Source organism: Streptomyces sp. NPDC055632, from assembly GCF_053618675.1.
This window is the reverse complement of sequence record NZ_JBSHHY010000021.1, coordinates 85,208-111,060: the sequence shown is the minus strand read 5'-3', so window position 1 is coordinate 111,060 and position 25,853 is coordinate 85,208. Positions and strand designations below refer to the sequence as shown.

The 25,853-nt window shown below is 74.9% G+C and carries 21 protein-coding genes; 11 read left to right on the top strand and 10 right to left on the bottom strand.

The features are described from left to right. Positions 1 to 20: 20 nt before the first annotated feature. Together ACWGSR_RS24965 and ACWGSR_RS24960 are read right to left on the bottom strand one after the other, a co-directional pair. Positions 21 to 1,691, bottom strand: a complete 1,671-nt coding sequence (locus tag ACWGSR_RS24965; protein ID WP_453569105.1) for a WD40 repeat domain-containing protein — start codon at positions 1,689 to 1,691, stop codon at positions 21 to 23. A 65-nt stretch (positions 1,692 to 1,756) separates the two neighbouring features. After that, on the bottom strand, positions 1,757 to 2,644 hold the full coding sequence (locus tag ACWGSR_RS24960; protein ID WP_453569103.1) for a GntR family transcriptional regulator: 888 nt from the start codon (positions 2,642 to 2,644) through the stop codon (positions 1,757 to 1,759). A gap of 193 nt (positions 2,645 to 2,837) precedes the next feature. Here ACWGSR_RS24960 and ACWGSR_RS24955 point away from each other — a divergent pair, with 193 nt between their 5' ends. Beyond that, positions 2,838 to 3,695, top strand: coding sequence for a (2Fe-2S)-binding protein (locus tag ACWGSR_RS24955; protein WP_453569101.1), 858 nt, complete (start codon positions 2,838 to 2,840; stop codon positions 3,693 to 3,695). Positions 3,696 to 3,889: 194 nt separating this feature from the next. Continuing rightward, positions 3,890 to 5,002 (top strand): DUF2637 domain-containing protein, encoded by a 1,113-nt coding sequence (locus tag ACWGSR_RS24950; RefSeq protein ID WP_376231890.1) that lies wholly within the window; start codon positions 3,890 to 3,892, stop codon positions 5,000 to 5,002. 37 nt (positions 5,003 to 5,039) lie between these two features. Here the strand turns inward: ACWGSR_RS24950 and ACWGSR_RS24945 are convergent, their stop codons facing one another. The 4 genes from ACWGSR_RS24945 to ACWGSR_RS24930 form a co-directional block, all read right to left on the bottom strand. Further along, on the bottom strand, positions 5,040 to 5,444 hold the full coding sequence (locus ACWGSR_RS24945; protein ID WP_376231892.1) for an ATP-binding protein: 405 nt from the start codon (positions 5,442 to 5,444) through the stop codon (positions 5,040 to 5,042). A gap of 86 nt (positions 5,445 to 5,530) precedes the next feature. Further along, on the bottom strand, positions 5,531 to 7,273 hold the full coding sequence (locus ACWGSR_RS24940; RefSeq protein ID WP_453569099.1) for a pyruvate dehydrogenase: 1,743 nt from the start codon (positions 7,271 to 7,273) through the stop codon (positions 5,531 to 5,533). Positions 7,274 to 7,300: 27 nt separating this feature from the next. Beyond that, positions 7,301 to 8,926, bottom strand: coding sequence for a protein phosphatase 2C domain-containing protein (locus ACWGSR_RS24935; protein ID WP_453569097.1), 1,626 nt, complete (start codon positions 8,924 to 8,926; stop codon positions 7,301 to 7,303). Positions 8,927 to 9,007: 81 nt separating this feature from the next. Next, entirely contained in the window at positions 9,008 to 12,769 is a 3,762-nt protein-coding gene (locus tag ACWGSR_RS24930) for a S8 family peptidase (protein ID WP_453569095.1), read from the bottom strand. Positions 12,770 to 13,000: 231 nt separating this feature from the next. On the opposite strand from ACWGSR_RS24930, the gene ACWGSR_RS24925 reads away from it, so the two are divergent. The 3 genes from ACWGSR_RS24925 (at position 13,001) to ACWGSR_RS24915 (ending at position 15,224) form a co-directional block, all read left to right on the top strand. Next, positions 13,001 to 13,984 (top strand): helix-turn-helix domain-containing protein, encoded by a 984-nt coding sequence (locus tag ACWGSR_RS24925; RefSeq protein WP_376231899.1) that lies wholly within the window; start codon positions 13,001 to 13,003, stop codon positions 13,982 to 13,984. 270 nt (positions 13,985 to 14,254) lie between these two features. Further along, complete coding sequence (locus ACWGSR_RS24920; RefSeq protein ID WP_376231901.1) at positions 14,255 to 14,737, top strand: DUF456 domain-containing protein; 483 nt, start codon at positions 14,255 to 14,257, stop codon at positions 14,735 to 14,737. Positions 14,738 to 14,822: 85 nt separating this feature from the next. After that, on the top strand, positions 14,823 to 15,224 hold the full coding sequence (locus tag ACWGSR_RS24915; RefSeq protein WP_453569092.1) for a PPOX class F420-dependent oxidoreductase: 402 nt from the start codon (positions 14,823 to 14,825) through the stop codon (positions 15,222 to 15,224). 18 nt (positions 15,225 to 15,242) lie between these two features. On the opposite strand, the gene ACWGSR_RS24910 is transcribed toward ACWGSR_RS24915, so the two are convergent. Together ACWGSR_RS24910 and rsgA are read right to left on the bottom strand one after the other, a co-directional pair. Further along, positions 15,243 to 16,754, bottom strand: a complete 1,512-nt coding sequence (locus ACWGSR_RS24910; protein WP_453569090.1) for a DNA-3-methyladenine glycosylase 2 family protein — start codon at positions 16,752 to 16,754, stop codon at positions 15,243 to 15,245. A gap of 87 nt (positions 16,755 to 16,841) precedes the next feature. Then, positions 16,842 to 17,951 (bottom strand): ribosome small subunit-dependent GTPase A, encoded by a 1,110-nt coding sequence (rsgA, locus tag ACWGSR_RS24905; RefSeq protein ID WP_376231904.1) that lies wholly within the window; start codon positions 17,949 to 17,951, stop codon positions 16,842 to 16,844. A gap of 377 nt (positions 17,952 to 18,328) precedes the next feature. Between rsgA and ACWGSR_RS24900 the strand changes: the two genes are divergently transcribed. Both ACWGSR_RS24900 and ACWGSR_RS24895 read left to right on the top strand, forming a co-directional pair. Then, the gene (locus ACWGSR_RS24900; protein WP_453569088.1) at positions 18,329 to 18,997 is read left to right on the top strand and encodes a hypothetical protein; all 669 of its coding nucleotides are present in this window, start codon (positions 18,329 to 18,331) and stop codon (positions 18,995 to 18,997) included. A gap of 131 nt (positions 18,998 to 19,128) precedes the next feature. After that, entirely contained in the window at positions 19,129 to 19,560 is a 432-nt protein-coding gene (locus ACWGSR_RS24895; protein ID WP_453569086.1) for a VOC family protein, read from the top strand. Here ACWGSR_RS24895 and ACWGSR_RS24890 read toward each other — a convergent pair. Next, positions 19,485 to 20,231, bottom strand: coding sequence for a helix-turn-helix domain-containing protein (locus ACWGSR_RS24890; protein ID WP_453569085.1), 747 nt, complete (start codon positions 20,229 to 20,231; stop codon positions 19,485 to 19,487). The two genes, ACWGSR_RS24895 and ACWGSR_RS24890, sit on opposite strands and share 76 nt — an antisense overlap. A 14-nt stretch (positions 20,232 to 20,245) precedes the next feature. Next, on the bottom strand, positions 20,246 to 21,370 hold the full coding sequence (locus tag ACWGSR_RS24885) for a YihY/virulence factor BrkB family protein (RefSeq protein WP_453569083.1): 1,125 nt from the start codon (positions 21,368 to 21,370) through the stop codon (positions 20,246 to 20,248). Between the two features lie 17 nt (positions 21,371 to 21,387). On the opposite strand from ACWGSR_RS24885, the gene ACWGSR_RS24880 reads away from it, so the two are divergent. The 4 genes from ACWGSR_RS24880 to ACWGSR_RS24865 all read left to right on the top strand — a co-directional run bounded on the left by ACWGSR_RS24880 (position 21,388) and on the right by ACWGSR_RS24865 (position 25,844). Further along, positions 21,388 to 23,043, top strand: coding sequence for an acyl-CoA dehydrogenase family protein (locus ACWGSR_RS24880; RefSeq protein ID WP_453569081.1), 1,656 nt, complete (start codon positions 21,388 to 21,390; stop codon positions 23,041 to 23,043). A gap of 447 nt (positions 23,044 to 23,490) precedes the next feature. After that, a complete protein-coding gene (locus ACWGSR_RS24875; RefSeq protein WP_376231913.1) occupies positions 23,491 to 24,786 on the top strand; it encodes a helix-turn-helix domain-containing protein in 1,296 nt (431 codons plus the stop codon). A gap of 269 nt (positions 24,787 to 25,055) precedes the next feature. Beyond that, positions 25,056 to 25,625, top strand: a complete 570-nt coding sequence (locus ACWGSR_RS24870; protein ID WP_376231915.1) for a GNAT family N-acetyltransferase — start codon at positions 25,056 to 25,058, stop codon at positions 25,623 to 25,625. A 135-nt stretch (positions 25,626 to 25,760) separates the two neighbouring features. After that, complete coding sequence (locus ACWGSR_RS24865; protein WP_310591794.1) at positions 25,761 to 25,844, top strand: putative leader peptide; 84 nt, start codon at positions 25,761 to 25,763, stop codon at positions 25,842 to 25,844. The last annotated feature ends 9 nt before the right edge of the window (positions 25,845 to 25,853 follow it).

The window sequence follows — 25,853 nt, the reverse complement described above, 5'->3', positions numbered from 1 at the left end:
CACCACTTCTTGACGCCGGGTCACCTCTTCGCCGCGAGGCACAGCAGGCTCTCGTCGGTGCCGACGAGGAGGGCCCCGGAGCCGGTGACGGCGACGGCGCGGACCGGGGGGCCCGGGCGGAAGGAGAGCTTCGGGCCGCCCTCCGGCCGGTGGAGTTCGACGAGCCCGTCGGCCCAGGCCGCGGCGACCAGGGGGCCGTGCGGAGTCTCCGCGGCGTGCAGCGAGACCACCGGCGAGCGGCGCTCGGCGAGGGGCTCGGGGCGCGGGTCGCGGCCCGGCGTCCAGAGCCGTACGGTCCCGTCGGCGCCGCCGGAGCAGACGAAGGGGGTCTCGGACTCCACCGCCGCGACCGCCGTGACCCGGCCGCTGTGGGAGGCCGCCTGGTGCAGGCCGGTGAGGCCGAAGGCGTGCACGGAACCGAGCCGGTCCCCCACCACCACCGAGCCGCCGATCGCCGCGAGGGCCGTGCCGGGGTGGCGGGCGAGGGTCTTGGAGACCGCCTCAGTGAGGCGTTCCAGGTAGGGGGGCCGGGGCGCCGTCCCGCGTACGGCGTGCAGCCGGCCCCGGTCGTCCAGGATCAGCACCGTGCCGTCCGGCGCGGGCGCGAGGGCGGCGATCCGGCCGGGGACGGTGTGCGCCAGGCGCCCGGCGGAGCTCGCGTCGGCCTCGCGCAGCAGGCGTACGGTGCCGGTGCGGTCGCCCACGAGCAGGGTGCCCTCCAGCGGGCCGCCCGCCGCGCCGAGGACGGCGACCGGGCCCGGCCAGGGCGGGGTCAGATCGCCCCGGTGGCGGGCCCAGCGGAGCCGCCAGGGCGCGGCCGCCGCGAGGTCGGCGAGGGCGGGCCGCAGCCGGGGGTCGGCCCCGTCGCCGAGCGCGGCGAGCAGCACCAGGGCCCGTTCCGCCCGGGGCTGGGCGCGGCAGAGCGACTGTCCGGCCCGCATCCAGGCGGTGCGCAGGCCGCCGTGGTCGTCGGCGGTGGTCTCGCCGGGGCGGCCGGACGGTTCGGGCCCGTCGAGGGTGCCGGGCACCCCGGCCGGCGCGGAGCCGGTGACGTACGCCGTGGTGACGAGCAGCGGGTCGGCGGCGCAGACGGCGGCCGGGTCGGAGAGGTCCGGCAGCGGCCGGGCGGCGGGCTCCCCGGCCGCGTCGAGGGGACCGGGGTCGCCGTCCAGTTCGACGACGGCGACCCGGCGGCCGGCGCGCAGGGCGGCGAGGGCGGGGGTGTCGTCGCGGGCCTCGACCACGAGGCGGACCCGGCCCACCCCGGCGAGTTCCGCGACCAGCCGGGCGAGCGCCTCGGGTTCGGCGGCGGCGTGCAGGTCCGTGAGGAGGAGGACGGCCCGGCCGGTGGGCCGCGCCTCGCTGGTGGCGAGGGCGTCGACGAGGTCGCCGGGGGTCCCGGCGACCACGCCGAGGCGGTCGGCGACGGTCCAGGTGACGCCGAGGGCGCACTGTCCCGCCAGCGGGACGAGCACCCGGGCGGGGCGGCGGCGCGGGCGGCCGGAGCGCGGACCGTGCGCGGCGAGCCAGCCGAGCAGGGCCGTCTTGCCGCTGCCGGGGGCGCCGGTGACGAGGCAGAGCCGGGGCGCGTCGGGGTCGGTGAGCCAGCCGAGCAGGGCCGCGGCCCCGGGTTCCGCACCGGTGGCGGGTCGGCGTCCGTCCCAGGCCGGGGACGGGGTCGCGGACGGCATGGTGACACCTCACGGACGGCACGGTGCGAGCGGCTGACGCCCACGACCTTAGTCGTCCCGGGCGCTCAGCACTCCGATCCCGTGAAGTGCTCCCGCACCAGGGCCCGGACGACCGTCAGGTCCTGGGCGATCAGGGCGTCGAGCAGGGCGGTGTGCTCGGCGGCGTCGGCGACGAGGACGCCGTGGCTGACGGCGGGGGCGCTGATCAGGGGCCACTGGGAGCGGCGGTGGAGGTCGTCGGCGACGGCGAGGAGCTGCTGGTTCCCGGCGAGGGAGAGGACGGCCCGGTGGAAGGCTCGGTCGGCCTCGGCGTAGTGGGCGCGGTCGCCCCGGGCCGCGGCCGTCGCGGTGGCCTCGGCCAGCGGGCGCAGCTCGGCCCAGCGGGCGGCCGGGACGGTGCGGGCGAGCCGCAGCATGACGGGGACCTCGATGAGCGCGCGGATCTCGGCCAGCTCGGCCAGCTCGCGGGGGGTGCGCTCGGTGACGCGGAAGCCGCGGTTCGGCACGACCTCGACGGCGCCCTCGACGGCCAGGCGCTGCATGGCCTCGCGGACGGGGGTGGCGGAGACGCCGAAGCGCTCGGCGAGGGCGGGCGCGGAGTACACCTCGCCGGGGACGAGCTCGCCGCCGACCAGGGCGGTGCGGAGCGCTTCGAGGACCTGCCCGCGCACGGAGTGCCGCCGCACGGGCCGGGGCACGAGCCCGGCCGGCCCGGCGTGGGTGTGCTCGCCGCGCGCGTACGGGGGGCCGCCGGGGGCCGGGGCCGCGTCCTGGTACGGCCCCGGTTCCGCTCCCCCGCCCGCCTCCCCGCTCCGGGCCTGGCCCGGTACGCGGGCGGAGCGCGCGTCCGGGGTCCCGGCCGGGTCCGTCGGCTCCCCGTGCGCGGTGTCGGCGGGGGGCGAGGCCGGGGACGGGGTCTCCGTCGTCCGCTCGCGCGCCGCTCCCTGCTCCACCCGGGTCCTCCTGGGGCCTCGTACCGGGCCCGGCTCGCGTCGCGCGGGTCCTCTGTGCACCATAGGCGAACGGACCGGCGCCGGGGGTGTGAGAGACGCCTCGCAGGTCGGAACGGTGTGCTGGTGGTGAGACACCCGATCGAATCGGGTAAGGTAAGGCTTACCTGCCAACGATCGCGATTCGGTGGTCCGCATGACCGTCCCCGCCCTGTTGCCCGCCCCGTCCGCCTCGCCCGTCGCGGCCTCCTACGCCCGCCTCGCCGAGGTCTTCTCGTACCTGCGCATAGAGGAACACGCCCCCGGCGAGCTCCTGCCGCGAGGCGAGGGCTGGGTCGGCGCGGAGGCGCTCGCGGCCGGCGGCGCCGAGCTCGACGCCTTCCTGGCCTGGGACGACGAGCAGGTGCTGCGCGACTACGGCACCCGGGGCCGCCCCGACGTCGTCGCCAGTTTCGGACTGCACCGCTACGCCTGGTCCGCCTGCCTGCTCGTCACCGTCCCGTGGTTCCTGGAGCGCCGGGTGCCCCGGCTCCCCGTACGGAACGTCGCCTTCCAGCGCACCCTCGGCCGCCTGGCGGTCCGGATCGAGGAGTTCGCCTGCCTGCCGGACGACCCGGCCGCGGCCCTGCCCGGCGCCCGGGTCGTCCCCGACGAGGAGGCGCTGCGGGCCGAGGTGCGCTCCTCGCTCGCCGAGCACTTCGAGGCGCTCCTCGACGGCTTCGGCCCCCGGATGCGGCGCGGCCGCCGGGCCCTGTGGGGGATGGCGACGGACGAGATCGTCGAGGGCCTCTGGTACGTCGGCACCCTGCTCGGCGAGGAGCGGCGGGCGATGCGGGAGCTGGAGCTCCTCATGCCGGGCACCGCCAAGCCGTACGCGGGCTCCGCGGGCTTCCGGGAGCTGCCCGGCGCCGACGGGCCGGACGGCGCCCCGCTCACCACCCGGGACCGGGCCACCTGCTGCTTCTTCTACACGCTGCGCCCCGAGGACACCTGCGTCACCTGCCCGCGCACCTGTGACGCCGACCGGGTCCGCCGGCTGACCGCGGCCGCCTGACGATTACGCCACCCGGAAGGGTGGCGTCAATCGAACGCAACTCCCCTTCCTTGCAAGGATGTTCGACCAGATCGTCCCCATTCGCATGGACCGGCACCCCGTTGGCGTGCTCTTGCCCCGAAACGGCGTGAGCGCCGCTCGGGGTCGGTCAGTATGGGCGACCGAACGCCCTACCGCGATGCAAGGGACACCGCATGAGACTGACCGACATATCGCTGGACTGGCTGCTCCCGGGCGGCGTGATGGTCGCCGGAGTCCTGACGGCGGTGGCGGTGCTCGCGCGCGGGAAGCGCGCCGGTGACCAGGCCCCGGCCGAGGACTCCTGGGAACGCAGCGAGGAGCGCCGGAGGCGCAAGGAGGCGATCTACGGATTCGCCTCGTACGGCCTGCTGTTCTGCTGTGCGGCCGTCGCGGCCGCGCTCTCCTTCCACGGCCTCGTGGGCTTCGGCCGCCAGAACCTCAGCCTCTCCGGCGGCTGGGAGTACCTCGTGCCCTTCGGGCTCGACGGCGCGGCCATGTTCTGCTCGGTCCTCGCCGTCCGCGAGGCCAGCCACGGCGACGCGGCCCTCGGCTCGCGCCTGCTCGTCTGGCTGTTCGCGGGCGCGGCGGCCTGGTTCAACTGGGTGCACGCGCCCAGGGGCCTCGGCCACGACGGAGCCCCGCAGTTCTTCGCGGGGATGTCCCTCTCGGCGGCGGTCCTCTTCGACCGGGCGCTGAAGCAGACGCGCCGGGCCGCGCTGCGCGAGCAGGGCCTCGTGCCCCGCCCGCTGCCGCAGATCCGGATCGTCCGCTGGCTGAGGGCGCCCCGGGAGACCTTCGCGGCCTGGTCCCTGATGCTCCTGGAGGGCGTGCGGACCCTGGACGAGGCGGTCGACGAGGTGCGGGAGGACCGCAAGGAGAAGGAGCAGAACCGGATCCGCAGGCGGGACCAGGTCAAGCTGGACCGGGCCCGGCTCAAGGCGATCAACCGTCAGCACCGGTCCTTCGGGATCGGCCGCGGCGGTGGCCGCCAGGTCGAGATGGCGGCGCTGAACGCCACGGCCGCCCCGGGCACGGCGCCCGCCCAGGTCTCCGGGTCGGGCTCCACGACGGGTGCCGTCCAGGCCCCCGTCGTGGAGCCCGCCATAGCGGACCCCGGACAGCTGCCGCTTCGACCCCGGCCGTCCCTGCAAGCCGTGAGGGGCGATGAGCCCCGTACGGGAGACTCCCGGGCGGTGGACCTCACCGCCGAGGACGACACCCAGGCGCTGCCCCGTCTCGACTCCCTGGAGCGCAAGCTCAAGGACCTGGAGCAGCAGTTCGGCTGAGCGGTACGGAAGCAGGGAGAACGGCGGGGTCGCCCCCTCAGGCGGCCCCGCCGTTCAGTTCGAACCACACCACCTTGCCCACCCCCTGGTCCTCGACCCCCCAGGAGTCGGCCAGCGCCTGGACGAGGACGAGCCCCCGGCCGTTCGTGCGGTCGCCGGCGGGCGGTGCCTCCGGCGCGGTCAGGCCGGGGACGAAGTCGCGCACCTCGACCCGTAACTGCTCGGGGACGACCGTCGCGGTCACGACGGCCCCGTGGTCGGTGTGGACCAGGGCGTTGGTCACCAGCTCGCTGGTGAGGAGCTCGGCCACGTCCGAGGCGCCCGGGTCGCCCCACTTCCGCAGCAGTTCCCGCAGGGCGTGCCGCACTTCCGGCACCGCGGTGAGATCCGCGCACCCCACCTTTCTGAGCAGCTGAGTCGGCTGTCGTGCCTCCCCGGTCATGTCCCCCCACCCGTGGTCGCGTCGAACAGGCTCACGGGGATGCATGCCCCACAGGACCGTCGGCATACATGGGTCGTGGCGGAGGGTCAGGGCCTGGGCACGTTCCGCAGGTTCGAGCGGGCCATCTGGAGCATCCTGCCCACGCCCCCGTCCAGGACCATCTTGCTGGCGGAGAGCGCGAAGCCGGTCACCATGTCCGCCTTGATCTTGGGCGGGATGGAGAGCGCGTTGGGGTCGGTGACGACGTCCACCAGGGCCGGCCCCTCGTGCTTGAAGGCGTCCTTCAGGGCGCTCGCGAGCTGCTTGGGCTTCTCGACGCGGACGCCGTGGGCCCCGGCGGCGCGGGCGATGGCGGCGAAGTCCGGGTTCTTGTTCGTCGTCCCGTAGGAGGGCAGGCCGGCGACCATCATCTCCAGCTCGACCATGCCGAGCGAGGAGTTGTTGAAGACCACGACCTTCACGGGCAGGTCGTACTGGACCAGGGTGAGGAAGTCGCCCATCAGCATGGAGAACCCGCCGTCGCCCGAGAGCGAGACGACCTGGCGGTTCAGATCGGTGAACTGGGCGCCGATCGCCTGCGGGAGCGCGTTCGCCATCGAGCCGTGGCTGAACGAGCCGATGATCCTGCGCCGCCCGTTGGGCGTGAGGTAGCGGGCCGCCCAGACGTTGCACATGCCGGTGTCGACGGTGAAGACGGCGTCGTCGTCGGCCAGTTCGTCGAGGACGGAGGCGACGTACTCGGGGTGGATCGGGGTGTGCTTCTCGACCTTGCGGGTGTAGGCCTTGACGACCCCTTCGAGGGCGTCGGCGTGCTTCTTGAGCATCTTGTCGAGGAAGCGGCGGTCCTTCTTGGCCCGGACCCGGGGGATCACGCAGCGCAGGGTCTCCCGGACGTCGCCCCAGACGGCGAGGTCGAGCCGGGAGCGGCGCCCGAGATGCTCGGCCCTGACGTCCACCTGGACGATCTTGACGTCGTCGGGCAGGAAGGCGTTGTACGGGAAGTCGGTGCCGAGCAGGATCAGCAGGTCGCACTCGTGGGTGGCCTCGTAGGCGGCGCCGTACCCGAGCAGTCCGCTCATGCCGACGTCGTACGGGTTGTCGTACTGGATCCACTCCTTGCCCCGCAGGGCGTGGCCGACCGGCGCCTTGATCCGCTCGGCGAACCGCATCACCTCGGCGTGCGCCCCGGCGGTGCCGCTGCCGCAGAAGAGCGTCACCCGGTCGGCGTCGTCGATCATCCGGACCAGGGCGTCGACCTCGGCGTCGCCCGGGCGGACGGTGGGCCGGGTGGTGACGAGCGCGGACTCCACGGCCTTCTCCGGGGCCGGCTCGGCGGCGACGTCGCCGGGCAGCGAGACGACGCTGACGCCGCCGCGGCCGACGGCGTGCTGGATCGCCGTGTGGAGCAGCCGGGGCATCTGCTTCGGGCTGGAGATCAGCTCGCTGTAGTGGCTGCACTCGCGGAACAGCCGGTCCGGGTGGGTCTCCTGGAAGTAGGAGAGGCCGATCTCGCTGGACGGGATCTGCGAGGCGAGGGCCAGGACCGGGGCCATGGAGCGGTGGGCGTCGTACAGGCCGTTGATGAGGTGCAGGTTGCCCGGCCCGCAGGAGCCCGCGCAGGCGGCGAGGCCGCCGGTGATCTGGGCCTCGGCGCCCGCGGCGAAGGCGGCGGTCTCCTCGTGCCGGACGTGGATCCAGTCGATCCCCTTGGTGCGGCGGATCGCGTCGACGACCGGGTTCAGGCTGTCGCCGACCACTCCGTAGAGGCGTTTCACGCCCGCGCGCACGAGGATGTCGACGAACTGCTCCGCTACGTTCTGCTTGGCCATGGTCCCATCAACACACGGCCCGGCGGATCACGCCTCCCAGACGGCCACCCCCGTACGGTCATCGGCGTAACCGGTCACCCTCAGCTGGGTGTCGGCGAGGAAGGCGGCGAGGCCGGGCGGCTCCGCGTCGGCCCAGCGGTCGGCGAGCTCGCGGGCGAGGCCGGGCTCGCCGCGCACCGGGTCGGCGAGGCCGGGCGAGGCGAGCAGCAGGGTGTCACCGGGACGGGCGACGGAGGCGCGGAAGCGGAACGGCTCGGCGGGCGGCGGCACGGGCTCCTCCACGAGCGGCCCGGGCGCGGTCGTGATGCCGAGGTCCATGGTGAGCCGGTCCTCCTCCTCGGTCGCCTCCGGGACGGACGGGGCGGGCGGCGGGGAGCCGAAGCCGACGACGGGGGCGCCGGTGACGGCGGCCCGCTCGGGCAGCAGCGGTTCGATGTCCTGCCAGACGCCGTCGCGGAGCCGGAAGAGCCCGCCGCCGCCGACGCCGAAGAAGACCCGGGTGCGGCAGTCGGGGTCGGCGGGGAGCAGGAGGCAGCGGAGGGAGGCGGTGTACTCGTCGGGGGCGAGGCCCCGCTCGGCGGCGCGGGCGCGCAGCTTGCCGTACGTGCGGTCGGTGAGCCGGTGCAGTCCGGACTTGAGGTCGCGGCGGCGGCCGGACCTGATGTCCTCGGAGAGCCGGCCGTGGCTGCGGCAGACGGCCTCCGCGATCCAGCGGCAGGCGTCGGCGGCGGCGAGGTGGGCGTCCTCGGTGGTCCGGGATCCGGCGGCGACGGCGACGAGGACGAGCGCGGCCTCGTCGTGGCCGAAGCGGGCGGTGAGGAGGGCGTCGCGGCGGGGCTCGCCCCGGAAGCGGGCCGAGTCGCCGCGCACGGAGGCGGCGCGCAGCGTGCAGGTGCCGTAGCGGGCGCCGTCGAGGACGGTGTCCGCGACCACGCCGGCGAGTTCGCCGGGGCGGGCGACGGGCAGGGCGGTGGGCTCGGGCTCGTAGGTGGGCGGCCTGCTGCCGACGAATCCGGTACGGGGGCGGGGGACGGGGACCTGGACGGTCGGGGCGTGGTCGGTCGGGGCGTGGTCGGTCGGGGCCTGGTCGGTGCGGGCCGACGCCTGCTCCGGCTCCTGTTCCTTCTCCGGCTCCGGGTCCGGCTCCTGCCCCGGCGGGTCCGGAGGCACCGGCACCTGGACGGTGGGCTCTTCGACCGGCGGGGCGGGGAAGGTCCGCGGCCCGGTCTCGGCGGCCTCCCAGGGGGCCCGCCCCGGAACGGGCGGAACGGGAGCGGGCGGCACGGGGGCCGCGACCGGCACGGGTGGTGCGGGTGGCGCGGTCGGTGCGGGCGGCGGTTCCGGGGCCGTGCCGGGAGCGGTGCTCCTCGGTGCCGGGGTCGGGGCCGGGGCCGGTGCCGCGGCCCGGGGGTCCGGGCCCGCCGGGCGGGTCGGGCTCTTCGCGTCGGCCGGAACCGCCGCGTCGGCCGGCGGCCCGCCCGGTGGGCCCGTCGTGGCGCGGGCCGCCGTGGCGAAGTGGTCGTCGAGCGTGTCACCCGAGACCGTCGGGGCCGTGTCCGGCGCCGACTCGTCGTAGAGCTTGTCCCACCAGCTGTCCCCCTGCTGAGTCATGCCCTTATTGTCCACCGCGCGGAGGGCCCGAAAACGGCACATCGGAAAAAGCGTTGCGGCGAATGGGTGGTCCGCCGGGCGGCCCCACCCCCCACGGGAAGGACGCCCGGCGGACCGGCGTGGTCAGCGCACGTCGTAAGCGCGGACCACGGTCTGGGTGACGGAGTTGCCCCCGGCGTCCGTCAGTTCGGTCTTCAGGGTGACCTGCTCGCCGGTCGCGCCCGCGTGGTTCACGGTCGCGGTCCAGCGGCCGCCCTGCCGGGAGACCCGCGCTTCGGTCCAGGTCGTACCGCCGTCGTAGGAGTACGAGAGCCTGGCCGAGGTGAGCGCCGCGGGGGTGTGGCCCGCGTGTCCCGTCGCGGTGAGGCCGATGTGCTGGCCGTCGGTCGCGGCGAGGGTCTTGAGGCCGTCCTCCGGAAGGTCGTACCGGGGGAAGAGAATCGGGATGCCCTGAGAATAGACGTTCTCGTCGAGCTTGGAGGTGAATTCCCACACCGAGTTGACGGAGGTGGAGCGGTTCCACACCTTGCTGCCGATCTTCGTGGTGTTCTGTTCGAGCGTGTACCTCCCGGCTTCGGCCGGCACCTCGAAGACGCCGTACGGCCAGCCGGTCTCGCCGACGGGCTCGCCGTCGCGGCGGAGGCGCAGGTTGCCGATGTCGCCGAAGGAGCCGGACTCGGCGTGGTGGGTGGAGTCGCCCCACATCGCGGCGGCGAAGCCGATGAGGTTGCCCTGGCGCTCGGCGACGAGGACCGGCTTCCCGGTGGCGTCGCGCGGGGCGGTGGGGGCGATGACGCCGTCGTACCAGCGCTCGGTGCGCCTCTCCCCGGCCTTGTAGGCGTGGCGGGCGCCGGCCATGAGCTCCCCGAAGGGGAAGTTGCTGCCGATCAGCTGCTCCCAGGCGGTGTCGCCGGCGGAGTAGTACTCGGTGCGGGTGCCGGGCACGGGGACCGTTTCGAGGGAGCCGAAGAAGACGCGGGTGCCGTTGGGGCGGTGGGCGGCGGGGCTGTCGAAGAAGTCGGTGGCGACGCCGGTGGAGCCGTACGTGGAGTCCGTGCGGCCGAGGGCGCCGTCGCGGACCCGGTACTCCTTGGCGGAACGGATCGCGCCGGTCTCGGGGAACGCGAGGTTGTAGACGTACGGGCTCTTCGCGGTGGCCTTCCAGGCGAGGGTGACCGGGCCGGCGGCCAGCTTCCCCAGGAGCGCGGCGGCCTCCGCGGACGGGACGGAGAGGACGGGGAGGCCGAGGCCCATGAAGCCTCCGGCCGGGTACCAGCGGCCGGGCGTCGTGTGGTGGGCGACGACGGCGACGGCTCCGGCGGCCTTGGCGTCGCGGGCGAGGGTGCTCGCCTGGTTGACGCCGTCGGGGAGCCGGACGAGGGCGACGCGGCCCTTGACGTCGGCGGCCTTCAGCTCCTCGGGGGTGCCGGTTCCGGCGTCGACGAGACGGGCGGAGCCGGTGCCGTCGAGGTTGTCGGAGGCGATCGAGCCGGTGAGCGGGTGCAGGGTCAGTCCGTCGCCGGTGCGCAGCGAGGTGATCTGCGGGGCGGAAGCCCGCCAGTAGCTGCCGAACTCGAAGTCGCCGTCGTCGGCGCGGCCTTCGACCGAGGCGTAGTACGCGCGGATGGTGCGCGGTCCGGCGGCGGTGCCGGCGTGCGTCCAGGTGTCGTCCCAGGAGCGGGCGAACGCGAGGGTGGCGCCGCGGAGTTCGGCGTCCTTGTCGGTCCGCACGGACAGCTTGTGGGCCTTGCGGGCGTCGAGGACGACGGTGGTGTCCTTCCTCAGCTCGAACTGCGGGCGGCCGAGGTAGCTGAGCGAGTCGTTCAGCGTCGCGCCCTCGCCCGCGTCGGGCGTGGTGACGTAGGAGGAGAGGAAGTAGCTGCCGGGGCGCAGGCGGAAGACCTGGTCGGTGGCGCCCTCGTTGAAGCGGCGCTCCCCGGTGGCGTCGTCGGTGCCGATGACGTCGAGGGAGGAGGCGCCGGAGGCGGGCTCGCCGAGGCGGTCGACCAGCTTGACGCGGAGGGTGACGGTCTCGGGCTCGACGTACAGGGAGAACGGCGTGGAGACGTGGACGCCGCCCCTGCCGGTGGCGATCACGCGGCCGGTGACGTCGCCGTACTGGGCACGGTCCAGACGGGCGGCGGGGTCGAGCTCCAGCGGGACCTGCACGGTGGCGCCGGCCGGGACGGTGACGGTCCGCTTGCCCAGGCGGGCGACGGTCGGCCGCACGCGGGAGCCGTCGTTGCCGGTGACCCTCTCGACGGCCAGGTCCAGGGTGACCGGGGCCTTCGAGGTGTTGGTGTACGGGACGGAGACGGTGGTGCGGTCGCTCCTGTCCTGCGGCCAGTGGAAGGTGCCGCCCTGGACGGCGGGGGCGCCGAGGACCTTCTGGTCGACGGCGGCCTTGACGTCGAGGCGGCCGGCGCCGACCTCGCGGACGTCGCCGGGCAGGTCGCTCTCGGCGGAGGCGACCAGCGCGGCCTTGATCTGCTTGGCGGTCCAGTCGGGGTGGCGCTGCTTGACGATGGCGGCGGCGCCCGCGACGTGCGGGGTGGCCATCGACGTGCCGGACATGGACTGGTAGGCGTACACGCCCCGGCCGCCCGCGGCGGCGGCGGATATGGCGACGCCGGGCGCGGCGATCTCCGGCTTGAGCGTGTGGTTGACGAGCGTCGGGCCGCGGCTGGAGAAGTACGCGGTGGAGTCGTCGCGGTCGGTGGCGCCGACGGTGAGGACGCCGGGCGCGCAGCCGGGCGAGGAGACCGTGTTGAGGGAGGGGCCGGTGTTTCCGGCGGCGACGACGAAGAGGGTGCCCTCGTTCTCGGCGAGTTCCTCGGCGGCGACGCTCATCGGGTCGGTGCAGTCGGTGGGGACGGGGCTGCCGAGGCTCATGGAGACGACGTCGGCGCCCTGGGCGACGGCCCACTCCATGCCGGCGATGATCCAGGAGATCGCGCCGGAGCCGGAGTCGTCGAGGACCTTGCCGTTGAGGAGTTCCGCGCCGGGCGCGACGCCCTTCTTCTTCCCGCCGCTCGCGGCGCCGGAGCCGCCGACGGTGGAGAGGGTGTGGGTGCCGTGGCCCTGGCGGTCGCCGGTGGTGTCGGAGTCGGTGAAGTTCTCCGAGGCGACGACGCGGCCCTTGAGGTCGGGGTGGTCGGCGTCGGCGCCGGTGTCGAGGACGGCGACCCTGGTGCCCTTGCCGTCGTAGCCGGCGGCCCAGGCCTCGGGGGCGTGGACCTGCTTCGTGGAGCGTTCCAGGGTGGCCTCGACCTTGCGGTCGAGCCAGAGCTTCTCGATGCCGGAGGCGGCGCGGGCCTTCGGGGCGCTCACCTCGGCCCAGAAGGTGGCGGCGGTCTTCTTCTCGGCCTGGAGGGCGACGCCGTCGACGGCCTTGAGGACCTGGCCGCGCCGGGCGCCGCGCGGGGCGAGGGGTGCGGAGCGGGCGACGTCGGAGCCGTAGACCGCGATGAGGGGCAGGGTGGTGGTGGCGGTGTCGTCGTAGCCCTGGCGGATCAGGCCGGTGACGTTGAAGAGCTCCTCGTCGACGCGTCCGGCGGCGAGCGCGGCGGTGGCGGCCTCGGGGTAGACGTACAGGTCCTGGCCGGAGCGGCGGGTCTGGACGAGGGGGACGGTGCCGTCCTCGCCGGGCAGGGCCGTGGCCGCCGGGACGCCCGCGGCGTCGCGGGTGACCAGGACGCGGTCGCCGGTGACCAGGGTCACCGTGGTGGTCCGGGCCCCGGCGCGGGCCGAGGCCTCGCTGCCGACCAGGGGCCGCTTGCCGGCCGTTCCGTCCTGCGGCGCGTTCGCCACGGACGGCGCGACCGCGGTGGCGGCCAGGACGGCGGCGGTCGCCGCCCCCAGGGCCGTACGCGAAATCGGGCGCATCACTCTCCCCATCGTTTTCCGGGCACGGCGGAGCGAATCGCCCGTTCCCGGAGGCTGTTGGTGCTGCGGTGGCGCCACATTGGCAGAGGTGAGGGCGGTACAGGGATGATGAGCCGGGCGGGAATACGCCGTGGCCGTTTTCCGCCAGGTCACCAACGGAACGAAAGCCTCCGGCGGGCGTCCCCGGAAGACGGGTCGCCCGGCGCGGGTGTGGCGAGGGGTGGGGCATCCATGCTGGGAGCGATAGGACTCGACGAGCGCCAGGAATCGGCGTACCGCGCTCTGGTCTCGCTGGGCGCGGCCGAGGTCACGGACCTCGCCCACCGGCTCGCCCTGCCCGAGCAGGAGACCGAACGGGCCCTGCGGCGCCTTGAGTCGCAGGGGCTCGCCGCCCAGTCCTCCGCCTGCACCGGGCGGTGGGTCGCGGCCCCGCCCGGGGTGGCGCTCGGCGCGCTGCTCACCCAGCAGCGCCACGAGCTGGAGCAGGCCGAGCTGGCGGCGGCGCTGCTCGCCGAGGAGTACCGGGCGGAGGCGGCGGAGGCGGCCGTGCACGACCTGGTGGAGGTGGTGACCGGGGCGAGTGCGGTGACCCACCGCTTCCTCCAGCTCCAGCTGGGCGCGACGGAGGAGGTCTGCGCCCTGGTGACGGGCAAGCCGATCGCGGTCTCCGGCCTGGAGAACGACGCGGAGGAGCAGGCGGCCGGGCGGGGGGTGCGCTACCGGGTGGTGATCGAGCGCGAGGTGCTGTCCCTGCCGACGGGGCTGATGGAGCTCTCGGCGGCGCTCGGACGCGAGGAGCGCATCCGGGTCGCGGACCGGGTCCCCACGAAGCTGGTCGTCGCCGACCGGTCCCTGGCGATGGTGCCGCTGACCGGGCGGGGCGTGGAGCCGGCGGCGATCGTGGTGCACGCGAGCGGGCTGCTCGAATCGCTGATGGGGCTCTTCGAGTCGGTGTGGCGGGAGGCGCTGCCGCTGCGGCTCGGGGCGGGCGCGCAGATCACCGAGGACGAGGCGCCGGGCCCGGACGCGGTGGACCTGGAGATCCTCTCCCTGCTGCTCGCCGGGATGACGGACGCGAGCGTGGCGAAGCAGCTCGACCTGGGGCTGCGGACGGTGCAGCGGCGGGTGAAGGGGCTGATGGAGCTGTCGGGCGTCTCGACCCGGCTGCAGCTGGGCTGGCACGCGTACGAGAAGGGGTGGGTGGCGCGGGGGTGAGTCGGGGGCGGCCGGGGCCGGGGCCGGATCGGGGGCCGGGGGCTCGGCTCCGGTTCGGGCCGAGGTCGGGATCCGGGTCGGGAGACAGGCTCCGGTTCGGGCCGGGGTCGGGGTCCGGTTCGGGCCGGGGTCGGGGTCCGGGTCGGGAGACAGGCTCCGGTTCGGGCCCCCGGCCCCCGACCCGGCCCCGCAGCCCCCGTCCCCTGTCCCCGTCCCCCGTCCGCCCGCCGCGACCTGCGGGAATCCACGGTGTCGTGCACGCTGGGCAGCGTGGGTGTGTGGCAGCTCCTGATGGTCGCGACGGTGATGCTGCTCGGTCTGTTCGGGGTCCTGGCGCCCGGCGTGCCGGGAACGTGGCTGGTGTGGGCGGCGATGCTCTGGTGGTCGCTGCACGAGCGGACGGACCTCGCCTGGATCCTGCTCGCCTCCTCGACCGGCCTGCTGCTCCTCACCCAGGTGGTCGTCTGGCAGCTGCCGGCGCGCCGGTTCCGGGGCGTCGGCATCACCCGCCGGATGGTGGCGTACGCCGGGGCGGGCGCGCTCCTGGGGTTCGTCCTGGTCCCGGTGGTCGGCGCGGTGCCCGGCTTCGTGGGCGGGATCTACCTCGCGGAGCGGCTCCGCCTGGGCGGGCACGGGCAGGCCAGGGCGGCGACCCGGACGGTGATGCGGGCGGCCGGCACGAGCGTGCTCGTGGAGCTGTTCGCCTGTCTGCTGATCGTGGGGGCGTGGGCGGGGGCGGTGCTCTGGGGCTGAGGCCTCGGGTCCTGGTCCCGGAGACGGAGGCGGCGTCGGTCCCGCCGCCGATCCGCCGGGCGGGGACCGGCGCGATCCTGGACCCATGAGGAACTTCGAGGGTTTCAGCGAGACGGAGTGGACCTACCTCACGGAGGACCGGGGGCGGCTCGGCCGGATGGCGACCGTCGACCCGTCCGGGCAGCCGCAGGCCAACCCGGTGGGGTTCTTCCCGCAGGAGGACGGCACCGTCCTGATCGGCGGGTTCGCGATGGGCCGTACGAAGAAGTGGCGCAACCTGCGGGAGAACCCGAAGGTGGCCCTGGTCGTGGACGACGTGGTGAGCGTCCGTCCCTGGCGGGTGCGGGGCGTCGAGATCCGCGGCGAGGCGGAGCTGCTCGTGGGCCCGCACGGCCTGGGGCCGCACTTCAGCGAGGAGGTCGTCCGGATCCGTCCGCACCGGATCCACAGCTGGGGACTCGACGACTCCCGGGACGCGGACTCCTGAGGGTCATCCGGAGCGGGGTCAGGGGGCGGCCGGGACCTTGAGGTAGCGGGCGGCGTAGGAGCGCCAGGGCCGCCACTCCTCGGTGTCGGGGCGGCCCGGCGGGGTGGCATCGGGGCGGGGGGTCGGGGCGGCATCGGGGCGGAGGGCGGCGCCGGGGCCGGGAGTCGGGGCAGCGTCGGGGCCGGGCGTCGGGGTCTTACCGGGGGCGGCCGCCGGAGGCACACCGGACCCAGTCTCGGGGAACACGTCAGGGCCGGCCCCCGGGAACACGTCGGGGTCGCCGAGGGCCCGCATCCGGATCAGGGCGGCGGCCCCGGGGGTCACTCCGGGGACGGCGAGCAGCGCGCGCTCGGCCTCGTCGCGGTCGGCGCCGGGGTCGAGCCGTACGGCTCCGTCGGCGAGGGCGCGGGCCAGCGGCCCCGCGACGGGGTGGCCGGTCAGGTCCCGGGGCGCCGGGAAGAGGTGGGTGAGGCCGCCGCAGGCGGTGGCCAGCGGGGTGCCGTGCTCCTCGACGACCCGGGCGGACTCCCCGGCGCCGAGGAGGGTCCGCAGCGCGAACTCCTCGGGTTCGGCCGTGCCCGGGGAGCGCACGCCCGGCCGGGCGGCCACCTCGGCGGCGAGCCCGGGGGCGGCCCCGAGGCGTTCGGCGACGGCGTAGGGGTCGGCGTCCAGGTCGAAGAGGCGGCGGAGCCGGTGCACGGCGGTGGTCAGGTCGCGCAGCTCGGTGAGGTGGATGCGGGCGTCCAGCCAGCGGCCGGCGGAGCGCTCGTCGACGGAGACGATCCCGGTGCCGTACGGGAGGCGGAGGGTGCGCCGGTAGGTGCGGGCGCCGGGGGCGCCGGCGACCTCCTCGACGCGGGGCACGGCCTCGGCGGCGAGCAGGTCGAAGACCTCGCCGGCCGCGTACGGCCCCCGGTGGGCGAGCCGCAGCGGCACTCCGGCGGCGAGGGCGGTGCGGGCTCCCGCGCCGGTGCCGGCCTCGGCGCGCAGGGCGGTGGGGGTGCGGGCGTAGACGGCGCGGATCGTGTCGTTGAACTGGCGGACGCTGGCGAAGCCGGCCGCGAAGGCGATCTCGGTGACGGGGAGGTCGGTGGTCTGGAGCAGCAGCCGGGCGGTGTGGGCGCGCTGGGCGCGGGCGAGGGCGACGGGTCCGGCGCCGAGTTCGGCGGTGAGCTGGCGCTGGACCTGGCGGGTGCTGTAGCCGAGGCGTCCGGCGAGGCCGGGGACGCCCTCGCGGTCGACGACGCCGTCGCCGATCATGCGCACGGCGCGGCCGACGATGTCGGCCCGGACGTTCCACTCGGCGGAGCCGGGCACGGCGTCCGGGCGGCAGCGGCGGCAGGCCCGGAAGCCGTGGCCCTGGGCGGCGGCGGCCGTCGGGAAGAAGGCGACGTTCCGCCGCTTGGGGGTGACGGCGGGGCAGCTGGGGCGGCAGTAGATGCCGGTGGTCCGGACGGCGAAGAAGAACTCTCCGTCGAACCGCGCGTCCCTGCTGCTGACCGCCTCGTAGCGGGTGTCGTCGTCCCTCACGGTCTCCAGTGTGCGGTGGCGCACGGCCCGGGGCTCGCGGTTTTCGGACACCGCGCTCCCCGGGTCGTACGCCCTCGCCCGTACGGGCTACCGCAGGCGTCCGTTGCGCTTGAACTCGACGGCGGCGCGACCGGCGGTCATCGTGCGCTTCCAGTCCTTGCGGATCTCGTTGCGCAGGCGGGCGTCGGTCTTGGCGACGAGCCGCTGGTTCTCGCGCATGAGCTTGCGGAAGCTCTCCAGGCGGCGGACGGGCAGGGTGCCGTCCTCGATGGCGGCCGCCACCGCGCAGCCCGGCTCCGCCTCGTGGGCGCAGTCGTGGAAGCGGCACTCGGCGGCCAGCTCCTCGATCTCCGAGAAGACCTGGCCGACGCCGGCCTCGGCGTCCCAGAGCCCGACGCCGCGGAGGCCGGGGGTGTCGATGAGGACGCCCCCGCCCGGCAGGACGAAGAGGTTGCGGGTGGTGGTGGTGTGGCGGCCCTTGCCGTCGACGTCACGGGCGGCCTGGACGGACATGACGTCCTCGCCGACGAGGGCGTTGGCGAGGGTCGACTTGCCGGCGCCGGAGACGCCGAGCAGCACGGTCGTGCCGCCCGCGACCACCGCGGAGAGCACGTCGAGTCCCTCGCCCGTGGCCGAGCTGAGGGGCAGCACCTGCACGCCGGGGGCGACGGTCTCGACGTCCTCGACGAGGTAGGAGAGGCCGACGGGGTCGGGGACGAGGTCCGCCTTGGTGAGGACGACGATCGGCTGGGCGCCGGACTCCCAGGCCAGGGCGAGGAAGCGTTCGATCCGGCCGAGGTCGAGCTCGACGGCGAGCGAGACGGCGATGACGGCGTGGTCGACGTTGGCGGCGAGGATCTGCCCCTCGGACCGCTTGGAGGACGTGGAGCGCGCGAAGGCGGTGCGGCGCGGCAGGCACGTCCGCACGTACCGGGGGTCACCGGCGCCCTCGGGGTCGACGGCGGCCCAGTCACCGGTGCAGACGACCCGGAGCGGGTCGTGCGGAGTCACGAACGCCGTGTCGGCGCGGACGGTCCCGTCGGCGGTGACGACGTCGCACTGCCCGCGGTCGACCCGGACGACCCGCCCGGGGACGAGCCCCTGCGCGGCGTACGGCTCGAAGGCGGCGGCCCAGCCGGAGTCCCAGCCGTGGGCGTCGAGCAGGGAGGAGGAACCGAGGGAAAGCGAGGAAGACAAGGGGAACCCTTCGAAGGGCGGCCCCGGCGGCGCGCTCCGAGCGCGCGGATCGAGTGGGTGTCAGCCGGAGGCCACGGGGGTGGGAACGATGAACTCCTGAATGCGGGCAGTGCCCGTCACCGTGACAGTCATCAATGTCCTCACCTCCGGCTTCTTCTCTACGTACCGACGTACCGACGTACCGACACCGTTCGCTCGCGAACGGACGGGCAGAACCATAACCCCGTCCCAGGGCAGGGCACCACCGATTTAAACGCCGAGCCTTCGCACGGCACCCACTGCCGACGAACCGGCACCGGGCCGCGAGTTGTGCCTCGATACGAACGAATCCGACCTGTCGCAGAGGCGTGATCCAATGGCGTCATGGCGTGGGATGAATGAACAGCGCGAAGTCGGATGCGATCGCCCGACGACAGGCGTCGACGCGGCTCAACCAATTGCCGGGCGGTCCGGGGAGCAACGGACAGGCCGGTCTCGTCGTGAACCAGGACGACCTCGGCGTTGTCGGACACGAAGCGAGCGTGAAGTCACGACGCGGGTGGCATATGACACTGGTCGGTGGGGTGGCCGTGCTCACGGGGCTGGTGGCCGGATGCTCGGAGTCGGCTGGGAACCGCGGCCCGGCGGTGGACCGCTCGTCGGGGCAGGTGTCACGTTGGGCGGCCGGGGCCACCGTGGAGTCGGTGGCCGGGGCGCTGCACGTGCGGTTGCCGCCGACGGCGACAGAGGCGAAAGCGGCCCGTCTGGAGGGGCTGCAGGACGACGGCCTGATCATGGCGTTCGTCCTTCCCACGGCCGAGGTGGACGGGTTCGTCGCACAGTTGGATCCGGAAGAGCCGCTCACCCTGCGGGAACGGCCGCTCGCCCGCAACACGAACCCGTCGACGCCGTTCTCGCACCTGGGGCTTCCGGAGCCCGACCTGTCGGCGAAGGTCCGTGAAGGCCAGGTGTGCGCGCCGTGCAAGGAGAACCTCGACTGGCTGAAGATCGCCGTGACACGGGTCGACGCGCACACCAGCCGGGTCTACCTCAGCGGTGCCGACTGACGGCGGTCGGCCGGATCCGTCGTGCGGGCGTCGTTCGCGTCCGGGGTCGGGGGCAGCACGCTGCTTTCCCTTCCGGCCCGTGTCCGATTCGTACAAGACCCGGACGGCAGGCGCGCCCTAGCGTGCGGCGTATGGACACCACACCCCGTACCGCTCCCGTTCCCCGGCTCGATCTGATCGGGATCGTCGTCTCCGACATGGCCGCCTCGCTCGCCTTCTACCGGCGGCTCGGGCTGGAGGTTCCCGAGGGGGCCGAGAAGGCGCCGCACGTGGAGGTGGTGCTGCCCGGTGGGCTGCGGTTCGCGTGGGACACGGAGGAGGTGGTCCGGTCCTTCGATCCGGGGTGGACGCGGCCCGGGGGCGGGCACCGGATCGAGCCGGCCTTCCGGTGCGGGTCGGCGGGGGACGTGGACGCGTTGTACGGGGAGCTGGTCGCCGCCGGGTACCGGGGGCACCTGGAGCCCTGGGACGCGGTCTGGGGGCAGCGTTACGCGGTGGTGCTCGATCCGGACGGGTGCGCGGTGTCGTTGTTCGCCGACGCCGACGCCGACGAGGCCGTGTAGGCGCCGAGCGTCGTGCCCGTGAGCGCGCGGACCTCGCGGGACAGGTGGGCCTGGTCCGCGCAGCCCGCGCGGGCCGCGGTCTCCGCGTACGGCACGCCGGACCGGACCAGGGCCAGGGCGCGCTGGAGGCGGAGGATCCGGGCGAGGGTCTTGGGGCCGTAGCCGAAGGCGTCGAGGGAGCGGCGGTGGAGCTGCCGGGCGCCGAGCCCGACCGCGTCGGCCGTCTCCGCGACCGGGCGTCCGGCGGCGAGGCGCGCCACGACGGCCCGCAGGAGCGGGTCGGGCGCGGGGGCGCCGGCGGCCCGGAGCCGTACGAACTCCTCCAGGGCCTTGGCCGGGTCGGGGGCTTCGGTGATCCGTTCGCCGGTCCGGCGCGCCCGGGCCGCGTCCCACAGGGCGTCGAGGGGGACCAGGCGGTCGCGCAGTTCGCGGGCCGGGACGCCGAGGACGCGGGGCGCGTCGCCGGGGGCGAAGCGGAGTCCGGCGTACCGGGCGGCGGTGTCCGTCGGCACGTGCGCGCGTGTGTCGGGTCCGGCGACCAGGAGGCGGCCGTCGGCCCAGATCAGGTCCATGCAGCCGTCGGGCAGGATCGGCCGGGCGGGGGCCGTCGGATCGGTCTCGGCGGTCCACAGGACGGCTCCCGCGAGGAGGGCCGGGCGTTCCTCGTACAACGCTCCTCCCGGGGTCAGTCCTTCTCCCAGTTCGAGTGCAGGCGGGACTTCACGTCGTCCGGGGGGAGGAACTTCGACCAGCGTTCGGGGAACTCGGAGGGCATGTCCGGGTCGTCCTCGTCGACGTCGTCGGCCTCGGCGCGGACGCGGGCGACGAGTTCCGCCGCCTGGACGGCGCGGGCGCGTTCGTTGGCCTCGCGGGCGGCGGCGGTGGCGACGGAGGGCCAGACGCGGTCGATGGCGGCGTTGACGGCGGCGCCGACGAGGACGGCGAAGGCGGAGACGCCGATCCAGAGGAGGACGGCGATGGGCGCGGCGAGGGAGCCGTAGATCGTGGGGCCCTCGACCTGGCTGGTGAGGTAGATGCGCAGCAGGAAGCTGCCGAGGACCCACATGGCGAGCGCGACGAGGGCGCCGGGGATGTCCTCGATCCACGGCGACCTGACGGGCACGGACACGTGGTAGAGCGTGGTGAGGAAGGCGATGGAGAGGAGGATGACGGCCGGCCAGTACAGGACGGAGACGACCTCCGTGCCCCAGGGGATGAGCTCGACGACCCGGTCGGGGCCGACGACGGCGAGGGGCAGCACGACGGCGCCGATGACCAGGGCCACGAGGTAGAGCAGGAAGGCGAGGAGCCGGGTCTTCACGATGCCCCGGTGCCCGTCGAGGCCGTACATGACGGTGATGGTGTCGATGAAGACGTTCACCGCGCGGGAGCCGGACCAGAGGGCGATGGCGAAGCCGAGGGAGATCAGGTCGGGCCGTTTGCCCCGGGTGACGTCGTCCAGGACCGGTTTGGCGATCTCCTCGACGCCCCGGTCGGAGAGGACCGTGCCGGCGGCGCGGAGGATGTTCTCCTGGATGCTGGTGACGGTGTCGGTGTTGGTCCAGTCGTCGGCGTAGCCCAGGAGGGCGATCAGGCCGAGGAGCAGGGGCGGCAGGGACAGCAGGGTGAAGAACGCCGCCTCGGCGGCGAGGCCGAGGATCCGGTACTCGATGCACGAGTTGACGGTGTCCTTGAGGAGCAGCCAGACCATCTTCCGCTTCGAGACGTTGCGGTAGAGGACACGGGCGCGGTGGAGCCGGCTCCAGGGCCGCCGCTCGAGCCGTTCGGGTGTTTCTCTTGCTGCCTGCACCTGCTTACCGTATCCGCATGGCGCGGACCACCCACACAGTGACCAATCAGCCCCCTCCCCTGGTGGGGTACGACGTCTTCACGGGCGACCGTGCCCTGGTCGAGGCGGTCGAACGGCACCTCGATCCGGGGCTGCTCGGGGAGGCCCGGGAGTCGCTCGCGCTGCTCGGCCGGGCGACGGGTTCGGAGCAGGTGCGGGAGTGGGGCGAGCAGGCGAACGAGAACCCGCCGCGGCTGCGGACCCACGACCGCTACGGCCACCGGGTCGACGAGGTCCACTTCCATCCGGCCTGGCACCGGCTCCTGGGGCGTTCCGTGTCGGCCGGGCTCACGGACGCGTGGGGCCGTCCGGGCGGTCACGTGCGGCGGGCCGCCGGGTTCCTGGTGGCGACGCAGGCGGAGGCGGGGCACGGCTGCCCGCTGTCGATGACGCACGCGTCGGTGCCCGCGCTGCGGATCGAGCCGGAGCTCGCGGAGGTGTGGGAGCCGGCGGCCCGCTCGCACGTGTACGAGCGGGCGCTGCTGCCCGTCGCGGAGAAGCCGGGCGTGCTGCTCGGGATGGCGATGACGGAGAAGCAGGGCGGCAGCGACGTCCGGGCGAACACGACGGAGGCGCGTCCGCTGGCGGCGGCGGGCGAGTACGTCCTGACCGGGCACAAGTGGTTCTGCTCGGCCCCGATGTCGGACGCCTTCCTGGTCCTGGCGCAGGCCCCGGCGGGCCTCACCTGCTTCCTGGTGCCGCGGGTGCTCGCGGACGGCTCGCGCAACGCCTTCGCGATCCAGCGCCTGAAGGACAAGCTGGGCAACCGGTCGAACGCCTCGGCCGAGGTGGAGTTCGACGGGACGACGTGGGCGCGCCGGATCGGCGAGGAGGGGCGCGGGGTCCGCTCGATCATGGACATGGTGGCGGCGACCCGGCTCGACTGCGTGCTCGGCTCGGCGGCGCTGATGCGGCAGGCGGTGGCGCAGGCCGTGCACCACTGCACGTACCGGAGCGCGTTCGGCGGGCCGCTGGCCGAGAAGCCGCTGATGCGGAACGTGCTCGCGGACCTGGCCCTGGAGTCGGAGGCGGCGACGGTCCTGGGGATGCGGCTGGCGGCGGCGTACGACGCGGCGGAGGGCGGCGGGGCGGACGCCGACCGGGAGCGGGCGCTGCTGCGGATCGCGGTGCCGGTGGCGAAGTACTGGGTGACCAAGCGGTGTACGCCGGTGGTGGCCGAGGCCCTGGAGTGCCTGGGCGGCAACGGGTACGTGGAGGAGTCGGGGATGCCCCGGCTGCTGCGGGAGTCGCCGCTCAACTCGGTCTGGGAGGGCTCGGGGAACGTGCAGGCCCTGGACGTGGTGCGGGTGCTGCGGACCGAGCCGCTCTCGCTCGACGCGTTCCTGCGGGAGGTCGGGGCGGCGCGGGGCGCGGACCACCGGTTCGACCGGGCGGTGCGGGAGCTGCTCGCCGAGCTGGCGGACCTGAGCGGGATCGAGGCGCGGGCGCGGCGGCTCGCGGAGCGGATGGCGCTGGTGCTCCAGGGCGCGCTGCTCGTGCGGTGGGCCCCGCCGGAGGTCGCGGACGCGTTCTGCGCGGCGCGGCTGGGCGGCGACGGCGGCGCGGCCTTCGGGACGCTGCCGCACACCCTGGACCTGCGGGCGGTGGTGGAGCGGGCGCGGGTGGAGGTGTAGGCGCCGGGGGCGGGTGGAGGTGCAGGCGCCGGGGCGGGTGGACCGCGCGGCCCTCCGGGGGTGCGGGGGTCTCGTACGGCGGGTGTACGAGGCCTTGTACGGCGGTGTACGAGGCGGACCGGCGCAGTCGCAGGAGTCCCGCGCGGCGGGCCGGCGTGGCGGGTTCGCGCGGCGGACCGGTGTGACGGGCTCGCACGGCGCACGCGAAAAAGCGGGGGTGGTGCTGCGCCGACACGGCACCACCCGCCGCTCGCACAAGCCTCGCCCAGGAGGGCGGGTGAGGGCGAGAGTTGCAAAGGGTTGCAGGATTACCCGAACCGGGTCTCGCCGGACGGTCCCGGGCGGCACGATGGGCACCGACGCTCCGGACGTCCGCCCCCGTGCGGAACTCCGGCCGTCTGCCCTGTGCGGAACCGATACAGCACCCCGGGTGGCTGGGAGAGACCGATGAAGAACACGCAGCTCGACATGGGGCGGCTGGCCGCCATGGACGCCGCCCGGGCCGCCCGGCTGCTGCACCGGGTGCGCGAGGAGACGCTGGCGGGCCGGACGCCGCCGATCGCGCCCCGCCCGGTCATCGACGCGTCCTGGCAGCGGATGGCCCGGCTCGGCCTCGACCCCGACCGGGACACGAGCAGCGTGCTGCTCCACCGCGACGAGCTGGAGGAGCGGCGCAGGACCACGCTCCTCTCCGAGGTCATGCAGACGCTGACCAGCGGTCTCGCCGGGATCGCCGACGCCTCCCTCCAGATCATGGTGGTCACCGACGAGCACGGCCGGGTGCTGTGGCGCCAGGGGAACTCCGGGGTGCTGCGGCGGGCGAACGGCATCTGCCTGGAGGAGGGGGCCGCCTGGACCGAGCACACGACCGGCACCAACGCGGTCGGCACGGCGCTCGCCCTGGGCCGGGCGGTGCAGGTCCACTCCGCCGAGCACTACCTGCACACGCTGCACAACTGGACCTGCGCCGCCGCGCCCGTGCGCGATCCGCGCGACCGGCGGCTCCTGGGCATCCTCGACGTGAGCGGCCCGGCCTCCACCTTCCACCCGGCGATGCTGGCCCTGGTCGACTCGGTGGCGCGGCTCGCCGAGGCCGAGATGCGGGAGCGGCACCGCCGGGCGGTCGAGCGGCTGCGGTCGGTCGCCGCGCCGATCCTGTGCCGGGTGGGCGGCCGGGCCGTCGCGGTGGACACGTACGGCTGGACGGCGGCGGTGACCGGTCTGGCGCCGGTGGACCGGATCCCGCTGCCCAAGTCCTTCCGCGCCGGACGGGTCTGGCTGCCCTCGCTCGGGACCTGCGCGGTGGAGCCGCTGCCGGGCGGCTGGCTGCTGCGGGTCGAGGAGGAGGCCGGGGCGGCCGGGGAGCCGGACGCGGAGGCGGCGCAGCGGGTGGTCCTCGACCTGAGCCGGCCGCGCCGCTGGACGGTGTCCGTCTCGGGTCCCGCGGGCGGCTGGCAGCAGGAGCTCAGCCCCCGGCACGCCGAGCTGCTCTACGTCCTGGCGCTGCACCGGGACGGGCGGACGGCGGCGGAGCTGGCGGAGGACGTGTTCGGGGACCGGACGAGGACGGTGACCGTGCGGGCCGAGATGTCCCGGGTGCGCCGGACCCTGGCGGGGGTCCTGGCCCACCGCCCGTACCGCTTCCGCGAGGAGGTGGCGGTGGAGGTCCTCCGCCCGGAACTCCCGGCGGACCTGCTGCCGCACTCGACGGCACCGGCGGTACGGGAGGGGGTGCGGGGGTAGCCGGCGGTACGGGGCCGACGCGGCGAGGCCGGCGGTACGGGGCGGACACGGCGCGGTCGGCGGTACGGGGCGGCGCGGCGAGGCCGGCGATACGGGGTGGACGCGGGACGGCCGGCGGTACGAGCCGGATCCCGGCCCCCCGGCGCTACGGGCCCCGCCCGCGCGGCGCCCCTCCCCCTGTCCACCATGCGGACAGCCGTCTCCCCGGGTGCCTCCCCCTCCCCGGGGCCGCCCTGGGCATCTCGCGTCCCGCATGATGCGATGGCCCCATGAGCATCACTCTCACCACCTGGTCCCTCGAACAGACCTCCCCGTCCGACCTGCGCCCCGCCGCCCCGCCGGAGGGCGACGACGTGGCGATCCGGCGCGCCGAGGTGCCGTCGGCGGAGTTCAGCCGCTTCCTCTACACCGCCGTCGGCGGCGACATCCGCTGGTCCGACCGCCTGTCCCTGACCTACAAGCAGTGGCAGGAGATCGTCGAGAAGCCGGGCGCCGAGATCTGGGTGGCGTACGAGAAGGGGACGCCGGCCGGGTACGTGGAGCTGGAGGCCCAGGCCGACGGCGTGGTGGAGATCGTCTACTTCGGCCTGATCCCGGCCTTCCGGGGCCGCCGGATCGGCGGGCACCTCCTGTCGTACGCCACGGCCCGCGCCTGGGACCTGGCCGACCGCTGGCCCGGCCGGGAGGCCACGAAGCGCGTCTGGCTGCACACCTGCTCGCTCGACGGCCCGCACGCCATGGCCAACTACGAGCGGCGCGGCTTCCGGCTGTTCGACACCAAGGTGGAGCAGGCCGAGGAGACCGGGACGCCCGGCCCGTGGCCCGGCGCGTACGCCTGAGGCAGGCCGGCAAGGGGCCCTCGCCGGGGCCCCTCTCGCGTGACCCGGAACACACCGTCTCGGTGAACGAGACGACAATGTCCATATTGTGGACGATGCTGGACTGGTTCCAAAGTCCCGTGACACGCTTCCGCCATGTCTGGAACTGGAATTGCCTTGGTGAGTCGGCGGCACGTCGACCTCGGCCGCATGTCCAGCGCCATCTGTCCGGCGCGCTGAGAGAACCAG

Coding starts and splice junctions, on each gene's coding strand:
- ACWGSR_RS24965 (WP_453569105.1), bottom strand. CDS start 1,691: ATGCCGTCCGCGACCCCGTCCCCGGCCTGGGACGGACGCCGACCCGCC.
- ACWGSR_RS24955 (WP_453569101.1), top strand. CDS start 2,838: ATGACCGTCCCCGCCCTGTTGCCCGCCCCGTCCGCCTCGCCCGTCGCG.
- ACWGSR_RS24950 (WP_376231890.1), top strand. CDS start 3,890: ATGAGACTGACCGACATATCGCTGGACTGGCTGCTCCCGGGCGGCGTG.
- ACWGSR_RS24945 (WP_376231892.1), bottom strand. CDS start 5,444: ATGACCGGGGAGGCACGACAGCCGACTCAGCTGCTCAGAAAGGTGGGG.
- ACWGSR_RS24940 (WP_453569099.1), bottom strand. CDS start 7,273: ATGGCCAAGCAGAACGTAGCGGAGCAGTTCGTCGACATCCTCGTGCGC.
- ACWGSR_RS24935 (WP_453569097.1), bottom strand. CDS start 8,926: ATGTGCCGTTTTCGGGCCCTCCGCGCGGTGGACAATAAGGGCATGACT.
- ACWGSR_RS24930 (WP_453569095.1), bottom strand. CDS start 12,769: ATGCGCCCGATTTCGCGTACGGCCCTGGGGGCGGCGACCGCCGCCGTC.
- ACWGSR_RS24925 (WP_376231899.1), top strand. CDS start 13,001: ATGCTGGGAGCGATAGGACTCGACGAGCGCCAGGAATCGGCGTACCGC.
- ACWGSR_RS24915 (WP_453569092.1), top strand. CDS start 14,823: ATGAGGAACTTCGAGGGTTTCAGCGAGACGGAGTGGACCTACCTCACG.
- ACWGSR_RS24900 (WP_453569088.1), top strand. CDS start 18,329: ATGAACAGCGCGAAGTCGGATGCGATCGCCCGACGACAGGCGTCGACG.
- ACWGSR_RS24895 (WP_453569086.1), top strand. CDS start 19,129: ATGGACACCACACCCCGTACCGCTCCCGTTCCCCGGCTCGATCTGATC.
- ACWGSR_RS24880 (WP_453569081.1), top strand. CDS start 21,388: ATGGCGCGGACCACCCACACAGTGACCAATCAGCCCCCTCCCCTGGTG.
- ACWGSR_RS24875 (WP_376231913.1), top strand. CDS start 23,491: ATGAAGAACACGCAGCTCGACATGGGGCGGCTGGCCGCCATGGACGCC.
- ACWGSR_RS24870 (WP_376231915.1), top strand. CDS start 25,056: ATGAGCATCACTCTCACCACCTGGTCCCTCGAACAGACCTCCCCGTCC.
- ACWGSR_RS24865 (WP_310591794.1), top strand. CDS start 25,761: ATGTCTGGAACTGGAATTGCCTTGGTGAGTCGGCGGCACGTCGACCTC.